12 protein-coding genes and 2 pseudogenes are annotated in these 15,736 nt (G+C 51.4%); all 14 read left to right on the top strand.

What is annotated here, in order from left to right; genetic code table 11:
* Positions 1 to 535 precede the first annotated feature (535 nt).
* A complete protein-coding gene (tssB, locus tag EAE91_RS21505; RefSeq protein ID WP_036779191.1) occupies positions 536 to 1,033 on the top strand; it encodes a type VI secretion system contractile sheath small subunit in 498 nt (165 codons plus the stop codon).
* Between the two features lie 158 nt (positions 1,034 to 1,191).
* On the top strand, positions 1,192 to 2,724 hold the full coding sequence (gene tssC / locus EAE91_RS21500; RefSeq protein ID WP_036779188.1) for a type VI secretion system contractile sheath large subunit: 1,533 nt from the start codon (positions 1,192 to 1,194) through the stop codon (positions 2,722 to 2,724).
* A 15-nt stretch (positions 2,725 to 2,739) separates the two neighbouring features.
* Positions 2,740 to 4,089, top strand: a complete 1,350-nt coding sequence (tssK, locus tag EAE91_RS21495; RefSeq protein WP_214090265.1) for a type VI secretion system baseplate subunit TssK — start codon at positions 2,740 to 2,742, stop codon at positions 4,087 to 4,089.
* A complete protein-coding gene (gene tssL, locus EAE91_RS21490; RefSeq protein WP_214090264.1) occupies positions 4,086 to 4,760 on the top strand; it encodes a type VI secretion system protein TssL, short form in 675 nt (224 codons plus the stop codon). Before tssK ends, tssL begins: the two co-directional genes overlap by 4 nt.
* The gene (locus tag EAE91_RS21485; protein WP_214090263.1) at positions 4,757 to 6,496 is read left to right on the top strand and encodes an OmpA family protein; all 1,740 of its coding nucleotides are present in this window, start codon (positions 4,757 to 4,759) and stop codon (positions 6,494 to 6,496) included. The genes tssL and EAE91_RS21485 overlap by 4 nt, the downstream gene beginning before the upstream one ends.
* A gap of 17 nt (positions 6,497 to 6,513) precedes the next feature.
* Positions 6,514 to 7,005, top strand: coding sequence for an Hcp family type VI secretion system effector (locus EAE91_RS21480; protein WP_036779179.1), 492 nt, complete (start codon positions 6,514 to 6,516; stop codon positions 7,003 to 7,005).
* Between the two features lie 177 nt (positions 7,006 to 7,182).
* Positions 7,183 to 9,582: a type VI secretion system Vgr family protein gene (locus EAE91_RS21475; protein WP_214090262.1), complete on the top strand. Its 2,400-nt coding sequence runs from the start codon at positions 7,183 to 7,185 to the stop codon at positions 9,580 to 9,582.
* Between the two features lie 3 nt (positions 9,583 to 9,585).
* Positions 9,586 to 10,368, top strand: coding sequence for a toxin Tle1 chaperone Tla1 (tla1, locus tag EAE91_RS21470; RefSeq protein WP_214090261.1), 783 nt, complete (start codon positions 9,586 to 9,588; stop codon positions 10,366 to 10,368).
* Between the two features lie 9 nt (positions 10,369 to 10,377).
* Positions 10,378 to 10,892: pseudogene (gene tli1a / locus EAE91_RS21465) on the top strand (Tli1a family immunity protein).
* Between the two features lie 51 nt (positions 10,893 to 10,943).
* Complete coding sequence (gene tli1a, locus EAE91_RS21460) at positions 10,944 to 11,456, top strand: Tli1a family immunity protein (RefSeq protein WP_214090260.1); 513 nt, start codon at positions 10,944 to 10,946, stop codon at positions 11,454 to 11,456.
* Positions 11,444 to 13,921 (top strand): T6SS phospholipase effector Tle1-like catalytic domain-containing protein, encoded by a 2,478-nt coding sequence (locus EAE91_RS21455; RefSeq protein WP_214090259.1) that lies wholly within the window; start codon positions 11,444 to 11,446, stop codon positions 13,919 to 13,921. The genes tli1a (EAE91_RS21460) and EAE91_RS21455 overlap by 13 nt, the downstream gene beginning before the upstream one ends.
* Positions 13,918 to 14,175 carry a PAAR domain-containing protein gene (locus EAE91_RS21450; protein ID WP_214054901.1) on the top strand — a complete coding sequence of 86 codons (258 nt, stop codon included), beginning with the start codon at positions 13,918 to 13,920 and terminating at the stop codon, positions 14,173 to 14,175. Before EAE91_RS21455 ends, EAE91_RS21450 begins: the two co-directional genes overlap by 4 nt.
* On the top strand, positions 14,172 to 15,323 hold the full coding sequence (locus tag EAE91_RS21445; RefSeq protein ID WP_214090258.1) for a hypothetical protein: 1,152 nt from the start codon (positions 14,172 to 14,174) through the stop codon (positions 15,321 to 15,323). Before EAE91_RS21450 ends, EAE91_RS21445 begins: the two co-directional genes overlap by 4 nt.
* Positions 15,304 to 15,736 (top strand): annotated as a pseudogene (locus EAE91_RS21440) (ImcF-related family protein); the annotation flags it as partial. The gene EAE91_RS21445 and the pseudogene EAE91_RS21440, both read left to right, overlap by 20 nt.

Here is a 15,736-nt window from a genome sequence, read left to right as displayed (position 1 = left end):
GCTGATAATCATGCTTCTTTTACTTGTTTTACTAAATATTTTACCTGTTATGCTGTGGGGGTGAAAATTATTTTGGTTGTTGATTTTCTTTTTAATTCATTGAAAATAAAGGATTATTTAATATTTAAATCATTTGTTTGACCTATGGGAATAATATGATTTACCGGCCGATTAATATTTTTAAAATAAGTTCAATTTTTATTAAAATAAATTCAATTCCGTTTAGATTTCGTTGATATATTGTTTGTTTAATCTCTTGATTAAGATGTCTTATATCTGATGGAAATGAAGCAAAAAATGCTTTTTGATAAAAAATGACTTGATTTTATATAAATCTGTTTAGAAAATCCCCTTACCCAGAAAATGGCCTGCCTGATAAATCCATTTATCTATCGCGGTGGGTGTTGTCGGTTTTCTCTTATTTTCCGCTTGGTTAGTTCCTGCTTTTAAATATCTGAATCCGGTTTTGTTTCTGAAATGCATTGTGGCATGAACATCATGCCACTCATTCTATTTTGTTGTTGAGGAGTCACTTATGACACATAGTTTTCAAAACGAGATCCCTAAATCGCGTATTAATATCAAATTGGACTTGCATACAGGAGGTGCGCAGAAAAAAGTTGAACTGCCGCTGAAATTATTGGTCATGGGAGATTACAGCAACGGGCAGGAGAATCGCCCTCTCGGGGAAAGAAAAAAAGTGGCTATCAACAAAAACAATTTTGATAGCGTACTGGCTGAATTCAGCCCCGCTATTAACTTGACGGTCGAAAATACCTTGGCCGGAGATGGCAGCGAGGAGAATATCGCCCTTATTTTTCGGCAAATAAAAGATTTCGAGCCTGAACAAATCGCTCGCCAAATCCCGCAACTGCGGGTCTTGCTTTCTATGCGCCATCTATTGCGCGATCTGAGATCCAACCTGCTCGACAACGCCACCTTTCGCCGGGAGCTGGAACATATCCTCCAGGATCAAGCGTTAAGCGATGAGCTACGCGCTGAATTGGCCGCATTGGCACCAAAAACCATTTAATTATTACGGTATTCATACCCTATGGATTTCAAGATGTATCGCGGCGGCAAGGGAACGAATCCCCGGGAGCATAGATAACGATGTGACCGGGGTGAGTGAGTGCAGCCAACAAAGAGGCAACTTGAAAGATGACGGGTATACATCAGGAGATAGGATTAATGACAGTACAAGAACAACAAACCGCTGCGGCGGCGGTAACGACTCACGCCGAAGGCAGTGTTTATCAATCGTTATTTAAGAAAATCAATTTACAGCCGGTGGAGCAGTTAAGCGATATTGAACGCTTTCAGAGCAGTGATGCGCTGGCTGATGTGACGGCGGACGAGCGAGTCACGGCGGCTGTCAGTGTTTTTCTTTCTATGCTGAAAACCTCGGCGCAAAGGGTTAAACGGCTGGATAAAGCATTATTGGATAACCATATCCGCGAGTTAGATGAGCAAATCAGCCGTCAATTGGATGTGGTTATGCATCACCCTGAATTTCAGCAGGTGGAATCTGCCTGGCGTGGACTGAAATTCTTGGTTGATCGCACTGATTTTCGTCAGAACGTCAGGATTGAAGTGTTGGACGTCACCAAAGAGGATTTGCGGCAAGATTTTGACGATGCGCCGGAAATTGTTCAGAGCGGTTTCTATCACCACACTTACATCCAAGAATACGATACGCCGGGCGGTGAACCTATCGGATCGGTGATTGCCAATTATGAATTTGATGCCGGCACGCAGGATATTGCGCTGTTGCGTAATATCGCCAAAGTCTCGGCGGCGGCGCATATGCCATTCATTGCCGCTGTTGGCCCGGCTTTTTTTGGCAAACAAACGATGGATGAAGTGGCCGCGATTAAAGATATCGGCAACTACTTCGACCGCGCCGAGTACATCAAGTGGCAAGCATTCCGCGACAGTGACGATGCTCGCTATATCGGCTTGACTTTACCCCGCGTGCTAGGGCGTTTGCCCTATGGTCCAGACACCGTACCGGTGCGGACTTTTAACTATGTTGAAGAGGTCACCGGTCCGGATCACGATAAATATTTATGGGCCAACGCCGCCTTTGCTTTTGGCGCAAACATGATCAAGAGCTTTGTCAGTAATGGCTGGTGTGTTCAGATCCGCGGTCCGAAAGCGGGGGGCGCGGTGACCGATTTGCCGATCCATCTCTACGATTTGGGGACCGGTAATCAGGTCAAAATTCCGTCAGAAGTGATGATTCCAGAAACCCGCGAATTTGAATTTGCGAATCTGGGCTTCATTCCGCTCTCTTACTACAAAAACCGGGATTATGCCTGCTTCTTTTCCGCTAACTCGGCGCAAAAACCGGAGTTGTATGACACCGATGAAGCGACGGCTAACAGCCGTATCAATGCGCGTCTGCCCTATATCTTCCTACTGTCACGTATTTCCCATTATTTGAAACTGATTCAGCGGGAGAACATCGGCACCACCAAAGATCGGCGTCTGCTCGAAATTGAACTGAACAACTGGATCAACACCTTGGTAACCGAGATGACCGATCCTTCCGATGATTTGCAGGCTTCTCATCCGCTGCGTGAAGCGCACGTCATTGTTGAAGATATTGACGACAATCCAGGTTTCTTCCGCGTCAAGTTGTATGCGGTGCCGCATTTTCAGGTAGAGGGGCTCGACGTCAACCTCTCTCTGGTTTCTCAAATGCCGAAATCCAAAGGTTAACAATAGGGGAACATCATGAAAATTGAGCGTCCGCTATGGGCGACAGGAACCATCTTGTCTCCCCAACAGTTTCAGCAGCAGGCTCGTTGGGAGGCATATGCCAATGAGTCGATTGCTCGTCTGGGGCTGGCGCATCCTTGGGGTGTGCTGACCGCGGTATTTGATCAACACACCTTAGCGTTGGGGCAGTTGAAAGCCGATCACCTGTGTGTGCGTTTTGCCGATGGATCGCTGATTGACACCGATCAGGCGGATCACTTACCGCCGGTGCTGGAATTGGCAGCCGTTTTGCCGACAGACGCGCAGCAGGTCACGGTATTACTGGCATTGCCGCACACTTACGCTAATGGAGGTAACTGCCTTAAACCAGATGAACGCGCTGATCGTCCGGTGCGTTACCAGCAGGAGTGGGTGCCGGTACAGGATGAATTCAGTGATCGCAGTGAGTCGATGGCGGTTGCTCGTTATGCGATCTCGCTGCGTTTTGACAGCATGGAAAACGGTCAGTATCTCACCTGTCCGGTGGCTCGTCTGCTGCGCGACGCTCAGGGAAAATGGATTGTTGATGAGCAATTTGTACCGCCATTACTGCGTCTTAGCGCACATGCAGATTCGATAGCTCGGCTCGATCGACTGTTGACGCAGCTACGTGCAAAACAGGCTCGATTGATGGCAATGCGCCGAGAGAGCAATGAGCGGATGGCGGATTTTGCGGTGGCGGATGTGTCGTTGTTCTGGCTGCTTAATGCGCTTAACAGTTATGAACCGATATTGAGTGATTTTAAGGCTCACTCAGATGTGCATCCAGAACTGTTCTACCGTGAAGCGGCAAGGCTGGCGGGCAGTCTGTTGACCTTTTCACTGGACCATAACGCCAGCGTGATCCCGCGTTATCAGCACGATAATTTGACGGCGGTATTCCCGCCGCTATTTGACTTGCTGAGTCAATTGCTGGAGATCAGCTTGCCGTCGCGGATGGTGACGATTGAGTTGAAGAAACCATCGGAACAGCAATGGATAGCTACTCTCCACGATGCTCGCTTATGTGAAGCGGCGGATTTTTATCTCTCAGTCCGCTCTTCCATACCGGCGCACCAGTTGTACACCCGATTCCCGCTGTTATGTAAAGCCGGTGCGCCGGACGAGGTTGACCGGATGATTAGCCGGGCATTAACCGGCATCCCCTTAGTCGCACTTAGCCATGTCCCGGCCGCGGTTCCGTTGCGGCTGGAGAACCAGTACTTTGCCCTTGATCTCACCCATCCGGCGGGCAAAGCCATGCTGGCGGCGGGGAGCTGCGCTTTCTACGTGCCCGGAGTACTGGGCGATATTCAGCTTGAACTGTTTGCGGTATTGAGGACATGAATAAATCACCTTTATTAACTAAAAAATCGCCACCGGATATCGATGCCCTGTTACAGAACAGCTACCTGTTGGTGGCAGAGCTCTGTCAGGGCGCATCGGTGGAACAGGCGGAAGTGGTGTGGCAGCACTGCACCCGCGAGATAGAACAGACACGGCAAGCGCTGCGTGACGCGGATGTCAGTGAATCCGCGATTAATCATATCAGCTACGCCCATTGCGCCCTGTTGGATGAAACCGTACTGGAGCGAGCGCCGGAAAAGGGATATGCCGCCTGGCGGGCAACATCATTACAGGAGCATTTCTTTGATACCGCCGAGGCCGGTAACCAGTTGTATGAACGGATGCGTACTGTACTGCATGAACCGGCCCCCGATCGGACAGTACTGACCTGTTTTCACCGCGTGCTGCTGTTGGGATTTCAGGGAAAGTGTCAGGAGGATACCTCATTGATACGTGAACAACTGGTAACACGCTTACGTCAACAGGTCGTACCTTTCGGCACGGCTCAACAATCACCGGCGTTAACCACTGTGCCGCCGTCCCGTTACAGGCTACGTCCCATCGTCGGCCAACTAGCCGCGGCGATCTCCGGGATGGTCATCGTGTTGCTCGGTGTCTGGTGGGGGTTAAGTCACTATCTGGCAACGCTATTTCCGGGGTTGGCGAGATGAGTGTCATGTTGCGACGGGTGTTATGGGGATGGGGAGCCGGGCTGGCGCTATTGCTCTGTCTGGTCTGGTTGCCCTTATCGCCGGTGGGCCGGTGGGAGGGGGCAGTCATTATCCTGCTCTGCACGCTGGTGGGGCTGTTTTATCGTGGGCGTTTTCAACGGCGAGAGTGCCTTAACAGCCTGTCAGCGATGCTGCCGCCTGAAAGTAATCGCCTGCCGGTAGTGTTGGTATATAGCAACATCCAGGACAGCCTGTTTGGTGATGAACTGTTGCGTCAGACGCCGCAAGGCTACTGGTTGTGCTTACCGTCAGGGACTTCTCTGTCCGACGGGGTAGCTAGCTTGCTGGCGGCCCGGCCCTCTTGGGGCGGTCAGTTAAGCGTGATGGCGGTGATAAACCCGCAGCAATACCGTGACGCCGCCGTGTTGGCAGGTTGGGTGCGAGAACTGCGCTGGCAGCTATCTCAAGCGCGTCGACGACATGCTATCCCGCTGCCTTTACTGTTAGCGGGCTACTTAGCTGTACCATCCCGACAACCTGACGACTCACCGTGGTTTGAGTGGCAATCAGGACGAACCACGGTGACGGCCTGGCGTGAAGGTGCCTCTTTTCAACCACTCGCGGATTGGTTGGAGCAGGGCACGTTGGCAGAACAGATGGCGCGTTTTCAGCGAGGGGTTGAGCTGACTGACTGGGCTGATTGGATGAAAGCGCAGGTATTGCCCGTCTGCCTGACCCCGGAAGATGGCTTATCTCCTTGTCCGCCGCTGGCGATGGTATTGAAGTTTGTACCGGCATTACCGCATTGGTTAACCGGCCATGTTTGGCAACAGTGGCTACAGACCAAAACGGCGCTGAACAGGGCGGGCGATCCGATAGTCACATCAGCTGCCGGTGATGCTGCCGCTACATTGCCATTCCCGGACAGTGTAGTGCGCCTGCTGCCCACAAGCGCGCTACAAACAGCGGTACAACGGGCTGTGGGGATAGCTCTGGGGCTGTTTCTGCTGACGGGCATAACTGCGCTAGGCTGCTCGGCCTGGCATAACCGACAGTTATTGCGTCAGGTGGAGAGTGACCTGCTGCATTACCGGTCCATTGCCGCGACGGATGATAACCGCAAGGCACAGGCGGAAGCAGTACTGAGGAGTGATGCTGATCGGCTTGAGAACTATCACCGGGATGGCGTGCCGTGGCGTCTGGGATTGGGGCTATATCAAGGAGCGCGATTACTTCCGCCATTGCAGGCGGCCATTGCCGGTTATCAGACTAAACCGAGGGAGAAAACGCCGGTAACGCCGGTGGAACCGCAGACCATCAGCCTTAACAGTCTGGCGTTGTTTGATGTGGGACAGGCGAAACTGAAAGCGGGTTCGACCAAAGTATTAGTCAACGCGCTAATCAACATCCGTGCCAAACCGGGCTGGATGATCCTCATCACCGGCCACACGGATTCCACCGGTGATGCCACGAAAAATCAGGCGCTGTCACTGGCACGCGCCGAAGCAGTACGCGATTGGATGTTACAAACCAGCGACATATCGCCGGCTTGCTTCACTGTACAAGGCAAGGGAGCAACGAGTCCGATCGCGACTAACACAACCGCTGCGGGGCGAGCTGCCAATCGCAGGGTTGAAATCCGTCTGATACCGCATGCAGCCGCCTGTGCGCGGCCGCAGAAAGTACCGGACATTTTATCAACAACGTCGCCGCTACCGGCGACATCACTCAAGTAACAATTGGAGTAATTATTATGGCGATTCCCGCTTATTTATGGCTGAAAGATGATGGCGGTGCTGACATCAAGGGTTCTGTCGATGTACAGGGCCGGGAAGGCAGTATTGAAATTGTGGCGTTGGAACATATGTTGCACATCCCGACGGACAATAATACCGGCAAACTGACGGGGACCCGTGTACACGCTCCGCTGGTATTCACCAAAGAGGTGGATGCGTCAAGTCCCTATTTGTATAAAGCGGTCACCACTGGCCAGACCCTGAAATCTGCTGAAATCAAATGGTACAGCATTGATGACGCAGGTCAGGAGAAAGAGTACTTCATCACCCAACTGGACAACGTGAAAGTGGTGAAAGTGGCACCGCTGATGCATGACATCAAAGACCCTGCCAAAGAGAAGCACAACCATCTGGAACGCATTGAATTGCGTTACGAAAAAATCACCTGGACCTACAAAGACGGCAACATCATTCACGCTGATGCGTGGAATGAGCGCACGACGGCGTAACAAGTTTGGCAGACGGATTAATCCGTCTGCTGTTTTTTCATTTTTTGCGTGATCGCGGGGGCGGGAGGCCCCGTGATAAAAAAATTGAAAACCAGATAAATCATGACCTTATGGGCCTCGGTATACGGCTATGGGCGGTAGCGTGCCCAAACGACTGAGGAATAATCGGAAGAAAATATGACGAATCCAACACCGATGATCATCTTTGATCACAGCCGCTACAGACTAAAAGTGTGGTACAACAAAGCGCCGCTGGATGTGCTGGCCTTTACCGGGCAGGAAGCTTTAAGCCAGCCGTTTCGCTATGCCATTGAATTCACCAGTACGGAGAAAGGGATTGAACCGGCACAGATGCTGATGCAGCAGGCTTCATTTACCCTGACTTCGCCTGCGATCAATCCGGGGATACGGTGGATGCCGATTGTACCGCCGGAGCCGCTGCGCTCGGTTTACGGGGTGATCAGCGGCTTTAAACTGCTCTCCACCTCGCGGGACGAAAGCCGTTATGAAGTGACGCTGGAGCCCCGGCTGGCGCTGATGGCGAGAAGCCATCAATACGCCATTTACCAAAAACAGTCCGTGCCGGAGATTGTGGAGAAAGTCCTGCGTGAGCGGCATGGCTTTCGCGGGCAGGACTTCCTGTTCAGTCTGACACACAACTACCCGAGGCGGGAACAGGTGATGCAGTATGGCGAAGATGACCTGCGCTTTATCCAACGCCTGCTGGCGGAAGTGGGTATCTGGTACAAAGTGACGGCGGATGACCGGTTAAAGATCGATGTGGTGGAATTTTACGACGACCAGCGTGACTACCAGTTCAACGTCTACCTGCCTGCCCGTAATCCGTCAGGCATGCACGGCGAGGAGGATGCGGTGGTCTGGGACATGGAGACCGCGTATCAGGTGGTGGAGGGGAAAATTGCGACTCGGAATTATGACTACCACGATGCCCGGCCGTATCCCGGCCTGAACACCGAGGTAGATGTGGCACGGGGCGACCAAACTACCTATGGCGAAGCGTACCATTACCGCGATGACTACCGGATACCCGGCGACCGTTACGCCTATCAACCGGAGACGGAAAGCGGGGTATTTTATGCCCGCCTGCATCACGAGCGTTACCTGAATCAACGCATTCGCCTGCGGGGAATGACCACCTCCGCCACGCTGGTACCGGGGCAGGAGTTGAAAGTGAAGGGCGACGCCCCGGAAGCGTTTCGTAAAGGGGCGATCATCACCCAGATCACCAACAGTGCCCGCCGGGATAGCAGTTTTGAGATGGCGTTCACCGCCATTCCCTATTCCGAGACCGTGTGTTTTCGACCGGAACGGGTGCCGAAACCGGTGATGGCCGGCACGATACCCGCGCGGGTGAGCAGTACCAAAGTGAATGATACCTACGGCGATATCGACAAAGACGGCTTATATCGGGTGGCGTTTAATTTTGACCGGGAGAAATGGCCGCAAGGGGGCGAAAGCCTGTGGGTGCGTCTGGCCCGCCCGTATGCGGGGGAGAAGTATGGCTTTCACTGGCCGTTGCTGGAAGGCACCGAAGTCGCGATCGCCTTTGAAGGGGGCGACCCGGACCGGCCCTATATTGCCCATGCTCTGCACGACTCAGTGCACCCGGATCACGTCAATCTCTACAACTACAAACGCAACGTTCTGCGCACCCCGGCGAATAACAAACTGCGGATGGATGACGAACGTGGTCGGGAACATATCAAACTGAGTACCGAGTACGGCGGTAAAAGCCAGTTGAACCTCGGTCATCTTGTCGATAGTCAGCGCCCACACCCGGATAAGCGGGGTGAAGGTTTTGAGCTGCGAACCGACGACTGGGGCGCGATTCGGGCCGGTAAGGGGTTGTTTATCAGCGCGGATAAACAGGCCCGAGCGGGTGGTGAAGTGCTGGAGATGGCGCCGGCAATCAGTCTGGTAAAAGGCGCGGTGAATCAGGTGCTGGAATGGGGAACGGTGACCAAAACTCACCTGAATCATCAGCCGGATACTGAAAGCCTGAAAACCTATTTACAGCATGTGGATCAACTGAAAATGGCGGCCATGCTGCTCAGTGCGCCGGAAGGGGTGGGGATTGTCAGCCCGCAGACCGTGATGGTGCAAAGTGGTCAGGCGCTCTATGCCCAAAGTGCGGGTGATGTGCATATTGCCAGTGCAAACCGGATTGGGATGAATTCGACACAGGCTATCTCCCTGTTAGCACAAAACGAAGGGATGCGTCTGGTGTCAGGGAAAGGGCCGCTCACTATTGAATCACATGGCGATAGTTTAGGTCTCACCGCATTAAACGATGTCACCGTCAATTCAACGCAGGGCCACGTCCAGATTACGGCGAAAAATGGCCTGACATTGGCGTGTGGCGGCGCGTACATCCGTCTTTCTCCGGCAGGAGAAATTGAAATTCACGGGCCGGGCCTGTTAAGTCTGAAAGGGCAGCACAAAATGGCGTCACCGGCGAAACAGGACTTTCCTTTGCCTGACCTGCCTGAATCGGTGTGTAAAACGTGTTTGGAAAAAGCGCAGGAATTGGCGCAAGGGTTTGTTTTGAGGAGTTAACCAATGAATGACCATCAAATAGCTGACTGGATTGCATCACTTGCATCGTCTGTAACGGAAACCGGCATAAGTTGTATCGATATGATTGTGGATCAATCAGGGGGTAAGTTCCCCCTAATCCCGGCATTAAAAAGTTTTTCATCTGAGATGGATTGGTGCTCGCTATTTCAGGGGTTGCCGGAGGAGATTGTGACAGATAAAGCCCCGATCTTAATTCGGATTGATCTAACACAACCGGTTCAACGGCAATGGATGGATGAAATCATGATGCGCTTAGGCGGCAAGCCTATGCTGCTGGTTTTATGTTCTTCATGGTCGTTTGATCGCTTGTCCCAATATTTAATTCAGTGCGTGGATGCAGCCTACGCCGAGAAAGGCGGGATCTTACGTTTTTATGATCCGCGGATTTTTCCTGTGTTGTTTTCCCATGTATTGGACAAGGAACAGCAACAACAATTTTTCAGGCCCGCGCTGTTCTGGAGCTGGCTTGATCGTGATGGGGCTCCACATGTTATCTGGCGTGAAGGCCATGCAGGGCCGGTTGATGAAACCTTTCAGAAAATTGATCTCACAGATGAGCAGCTAGAACATCTCTTGTGTGTTTCTGATGCTCACGTACTGATGTTGCAATTGAATAATAAGGTCGAATATTCAGAATTTTCCCGCGAACAACTGTTCAACAATTGTTATGCCCTGATGATAGAGACATCTGGTGAAGACATTTTACTGGATGACGACAGAGAGTCATTCGTACTTAAACACCTTAAAGCCAGATTATCGTCATAGAGGTAGAAGATGAAAAAACAACAATTGAGGCTGGCGGTTTTATGCCTGCTGCTGGTCGCTTGTAGCCAATTTTCGGCGCAGGCAGGCATCATTATCGCCATTAACCATACCAAATGGGCGATTAACCGGTTCAGTGTGGATGATCAACCGGGTATCGATATTATCGGCCCATATCAGGGCGGTGGCGGCGGTTGCTGCTATCGAGTTCCAGATAAGTGGCGGCCGGGAATGACGGTTAAGGTGGACTGGGAGACTGGGGCAGGAGATATGGATGGTTTTCCTGGATTTGCGGACAGAGAAAAATTTATGGCATGGAAAAAAAAATGGATGCTTATACGCGTCAACATAGTCAGGTAGTGCCGGTTCCTTATTATCAGAATGGTGGTGATACCTGCGGTATTACGGTGCACTTCCTACCCTGTGACCAGATCAAAGTTACGACCTCGTGTTATGCCTACGGTAGTCCGAACTACCCAATCAAAGAACCCTTGGAAATGAAGGAACCAAAAGTATGTCCGAAATAAAGCATGCAAGCACCTCAAGTCCAGATTGTCACTAATGTGAAGGAGTAGAAGATGAAAAAACAACAATTGAGGCTGGCGGTTTTATTCCTGCTGCTGGCCGCCTGTAGCCAGTTTCCGGCACAGGCAGGCATCATTATCGCCATTAACCATACTAAGTGGGCGATTAACCGGTTCACTGTGGATGATCAACCGGGTATCGATATTATCGGCCCGTATCAGGGCGGTGGTGGCGGTTGCTGCTATCGGGCTCCAGATAAGTGGCGGCCGGGGATGACGGTTAAGGTGGATTGGGAGACTGGTGTTGGGGACATGGGGGGGTTTCCCGGTTTTGCAGATAGAAAAAAATATTTGGCGTGGAGGGACAAGATTAATGCCCAAAAGCGCCAGCATAGCCAGGTAGTACCGTTGCCCGATTATACCGGGCAGCGAACCTGCGGTATTACAGTGCATTTCTTACCTTGTGATCAGGTCAAAGTTACCACCTCGTGTAACACCTACGGTAGTCCGAACTACCCAATCAAAGAACCGTTGGAAATGAAGGAACCAAAAATATGTCCGAAATAAAGCATCATGATCTTGTCTGGTTGCCAGCCCCTTTTCCGTCTCAGGGGCGGTTACCTGCCAAAAATTATTTGGTGGTGGAAAACTGTCAGCAACAGAGCAGTCAGGAAAAAGCTTACTATCAGGAACTTTGTCTGGCCGCCAATCGTCGGGTAATCCGTCCCTGTTGTAACACGTTGCATGTCAGCCTGTTTTTTGATGGCACCGGTAATAATTTATATAACGACCTTTATCAGGCCATTCCTAACCATCCGACCAATGTTGTCCGTCTTTTCCAGGCAACCATTGGGGCGGGTTATGCCGGAGGGGCATCAGGTAAGCCGTTACTGGATAATATTGAGAGCACAGGAAGAAAGTACTTTAAGTATTATATTCCCGGGGTGGGAACCCCTTTCCCGGAAATTAATGAGCTGGATTACAGCAAATTGGGGCTGGCGGTTGCTAGCGGGGGAGAAGACCGGATCAATTGGGCATTACTGCGGTTGATTGATGTATTAAAGCGCGTATTGGTAAACGACACAATTGATGATGTTGCTTGTCAAAAATCCCTGAAAGCGATGGCAACCACATGGAATATGCTGGAGTTGGGAGGCAGCAATAACCGCTATGAGGAGTTTTATAAGCAGTTTGCGAGCTTAAAACGTGAACTGAGGATAGCCCGCAGTCAGCCGGGACGAGGTAAGTGTAAGTTGTTGGGCATGAAATTGTATGTGTATGGTTTTTCCCGTGGGGCTGCGGAAGCGCGGACTTTTGTTAACTGGCTGACTGAACTGTTTCCGCCGTCGAGAGAAGCAGGCCAGAAACCGGCTCAGTGTCTGCAACATAAACACGATACAGACCCGGATAGCAATTTACCCATCAGCGTAGAATTTCTCGGATTGTTTGACACAGTGGCATCGGTCGGGGTGCCCCATATGATCCCCGTTGTTGAAGGTCATATGGCCTGGGCAGACGGCACGCAGGAATTGCCATCGGAGGCGACTTACGGTGGTCTGGTGAAACGTTGTGTGCACTTGGTCTCGACCCATGAACAGCGGTTGTGTTTTCCGATGGATTCCATTCGCCGTTCCGATGGCACTTACCCGACAGGCAGCACCGAGGTGATTTATCCCGGTGTGCACTCTGATTTGGGGGGCGGTTATCCACCGGGAGAACAGGGTAAGGCAATAGGAAAACGTGACAATCTATTACTCTCACAGATCTCATTACATGAAATGTATTCGGCAGCGTTTGAGATTGGAGCTCCATTGAAAGTTCCTAAAGATATTTTGCCACAAGAGTTATCTCAATATAGCTGGCGTTCTATGCCACCAGATGTCGGTGATGAATTTGATATTGACACACAATTAGTCAACCGCTTCAACGCCTGGCGTCAAGTGACTCTGGGGTTGGAGATGCCCAAACAACCCCTGTCGGATGAAGAAGCGGCCCGCTTTGAACCGGTGCGGGCCTCTGTGGCGTTGGAACAGGCGATGGAAAACCAGATGAACTGGCTGACAGCCTGGCGTATCAATCGTTACGCCAACGGCACGCTGCTCGGTGAGCCATTTTTTCATGAGGCTCCTAATCGTGATGCGAAAAAAGCCCACTATGAACAGAGTGAAAAGGCACAAAAAGCGGCACAACAGCAGGTCGAGGCTAAACGGAAAGTGCAGTGGAATGAATTTTTTCGCGATGGAGGAAAAACGCCGCCGTTGTTAATGCAGGGAGTACCGGATTTTGACCCGGAAACCGCCCAGAACCAGTTGAGGGAAGCGGCAGCGGAATTTGGTCGTGACTACCGGGGAGAAAGTCGTGAGCAAAGCAATCTAAAACAATTTGCTATTGAAACTCTCGCATACCACATGATCTATATATGGGACAGTAATGATGATATTAAGGAATGTCAGCAAATGAAAACGGCGGGAGAAGCGTTGGTCAAACCGCTTTTCCGGCCTGCCCCAGTGGGAAAAACCGGCCAGCAGGAGTCACCCGAGTCATTGTTGGTCGCTCTGTATGACAATCAGGTTCATGATTCCCGCGCCTGGTTTATGTACTCTCTTCTGGATACCCGTGAGCCGGCAGGCGGTTACTTCCGTTACCGGATAATTTATTTCGGTACGAAATGTAACAAGCCTTTATCACCTCTGACGATAGCTGGCAATGTCGTTGGAGCGGCGAACCCGGTTGGTGCAGCGTTGTTTTTCTTGAAAGATAAAAAAGTCGGCAACATGTTGTCGGATGCCGCCGACAAGGTATCCGTCACAACGTGGGAAGTGACCGCGCAATATTTAACTTCCGGCGAGCTGATCACCCTGTTAGCAGGACCGGAGTATAGAAAAGCGTTCACCCATAATGTGGGCGAGATGACCAGCCAGCAGAGAAAGTTTATCGAAGAGCAGCGGTTGCAAACGGCCAAAGATAATCTCAAAGCGCATTGGGCGGGAAAAACGCAGGAACCGACCCCGTTAGGGGAGACTGAGAAATGAAAAACGTAATCCGTCAGGGTGACAGCCTGCGCGAATATGGCGGCACAGTATTGTCGGGCCACTATCTTTGTTTCGGACAACCCATCGCTTGTAAGGGCGATCCTGTTCAGTGTCACCGTCATGGCATGACCACCATTGCTCAAGGGAGTGCGGCCTGCCTGATAGACGGCCAGCCGGTGGCGTTGCATGGTCATCGTTGTGAATGTGGCTGTACGTTAGTCAGCTCTTTTCCCGATTATCAGGTGGCGTCATGAAAGCGATCCCTCTTTTTCCGCCTTATTCTCAGGCTTCGCCTCCCCGCTTTAAACGTTGGCTGGGAGCCGGAGCTGGATTGGTTTTGTTGATCAGTAACATCGTCGCGCTGATAAGACCTGAAATCGGTGACACTTTCTCCTTATATGCCCTGATCCCCGGATTGGCGGCGTTATGGCTGTTATGTCTGTTATTCCGCGTGCTGTTTTACCGCTTTGCCGTGCATAACGCTTGGACTTACCAGCAGCAGGTCGAGCGGGTTCAGCAACAGTGGTGGCGTAAACACCGTCAACAGATTGCGTTGGTGGATTATGTATTGGTTGGGCCGCTAGGGTGCACGCCCGATGTATGGAATAAAGTGGTTAATCTGCCTCATTGCCACGTGGAACCTATCGAGGAAGAGAGTGGTCAGTCGGTGCGTCTGCTACGTTCTTTTGCCGCTGATATTGAGCAGCGGGAAATACAACTGGCGGGCATGGCAGTGGAACAGTGGCATAAACAGAGGAAGGCGCAGTCGTCGTTGCGTTGTACGCCATTACGTTGTTATTGGTTAGGTTCTGCCGCTGCCTGGCAAGGGTTTGCCGCCCAGATGGCGGAGCGGTTTCCTGATGTGGAGTTGCCTGAACAGCCGCAACTCTGGCTCGGTATCGATACTTTGGATGAAATGATTGATCTGCTCAACACGACAAAGGACCAACACGCGACGATTTTGTGCGCGGGTTGTCAGTGCGTGGACAGCGAGGCTGAATCAGTCTTACCCGCCGGTGAAGCGGCATTTATCTGGCTACTGAAAAAACAGGGCAACGTCTGTTTGACCCGTGGTGAATTTTTTTGTTCTCAAAGTGATGAAGAGGTTGTTGACGTCGCGGCCAGAACATGGGTTCAAGCGGATATGTCTCAGCCACCGGCAACCTGCTTTCTGTTTTCTCAGCCGGATATATCCTCACTGGAAAAACTCGGCTGGAATATCACTCAACATCAACAGGATCTCAATTGGGGCAATATTGGCGGGATGGAGGCAGTCGTAGTGCAAACACTGGCGGCGATCTCGGCGGAAAATACCGGCCAGCCCTGTGGGTGGTTAGCCCGTGATCCTCAACATACTTTAGCGTTTGGAATAGTAAAATCTTATGGCACTGCAAGAGAATAAATTACCGTCTATTTCGGTATTGAAGACACTTATCTTCCTGATAGGCACCATTACCCTGCTGGTCGCGTTGGCCGGTCTGGGATGGTGGAATTGGGGGGAACACCGAGCCACTGATGCCGAAACCTTCAACCACCTGTTGTGGGTTTGTGGAATAGCCTGGGTGCTCACCGTGGTGGTGGGTATGCTAGGTTTTATCACCGTAACCTTGTTTGTCAAAAACAAAGTCACCGATGTGAAGCCCGATACCCAGCCACTTTTGTCGGCCGGCGAATCGTATGATTATGTCGATTTGGGCGATCGCATGCGCCTCCGTTACGGGCGATTCTGGTGGTATAAAGTCCGCATTTTACTGGTGGTGGGCGAAGTGGAGCAGGTGGAAGCCATCGCACCGGGGCTGACGACTGCGTATTGGC

Source organism: Photorhabdus noenieputensis (genome assembly GCF_018448935.1).
GTDB classification, from domain to species: Bacteria; Pseudomonadota; Gammaproteobacteria; order Enterobacterales; family Enterobacteriaceae; genus Photorhabdus; species Photorhabdus noenieputensis.
The sequence above is the reverse complement of the archived record's forward strand: the minus strand, read 5'-3'. Positions and strand labels throughout refer to the sequence as shown.

What these genes read in the sequence shown, in the direction of transcription:
- tssB (WP_036779191.1), top strand. Translation starts at nt 536, where the DNA reads ATGACACATAGTTTTCAAAACGAGATCCCTAAATCGCGTATTAATATC.
- tssC (WP_036779188.1), top strand. Translation starts at nt 1,192, where the DNA reads ATGACAGTACAAGAACAACAAACCGCTGCGGCGGCGGTAACGACTCAC.
- tssK (WP_214090265.1), top strand. Translation starts at nt 2,740, where the DNA reads ATGAAAATTGAGCGTCCGCTATGGGCGACAGGAACCATCTTGTCTCCC.
- tssL (WP_214090264.1), top strand. Translation starts at nt 4,086, where the DNA reads ATGAATAAATCACCTTTATTAACTAAAAAATCGCCACCGGATATCGAT.
- EAE91_RS21485 (WP_214090263.1), top strand. Translation starts at nt 4,757, where the DNA reads ATGAGTGTCATGTTGCGACGGGTGTTATGGGGATGGGGAGCCGGGCTG.
- EAE91_RS21480 (WP_036779179.1), top strand. Translation starts at nt 6,514, where the DNA reads ATGGCGATTCCCGCTTATTTATGGCTGAAAGATGATGGCGGTGCTGAC.
- EAE91_RS21475 (WP_214090262.1), top strand. Translation starts at nt 7,183, where the DNA reads ATGACGAATCCAACACCGATGATCATCTTTGATCACAGCCGCTACAGA.
- tla1 (WP_214090261.1), top strand. Translation starts at nt 9,586, where the DNA reads ATGAATGACCATCAAATAGCTGACTGGATTGCATCACTTGCATCGTCT.
- tli1a (WP_214090260.1), top strand. Translation starts at nt 10,944, where the DNA reads ATGAAAAAACAACAATTGAGGCTGGCGGTTTTATTCCTGCTGCTGGCC.
- EAE91_RS21455 (WP_214090259.1), top strand. Translation starts at nt 11,444, where the DNA reads ATGTCCGAAATAAAGCATCATGATCTTGTCTGGTTGCCAGCCCCTTTT.
- EAE91_RS21450 (WP_214054901.1), top strand. Translation starts at nt 13,918, where the DNA reads ATGAAAAACGTAATCCGTCAGGGTGACAGCCTGCGCGAATATGGCGGC.
- EAE91_RS21445 (WP_214090258.1), top strand. Translation starts at nt 14,172, where the DNA reads ATGAAAGCGATCCCTCTTTTTCCGCCTTATTCTCAGGCTTCGCCTCCC.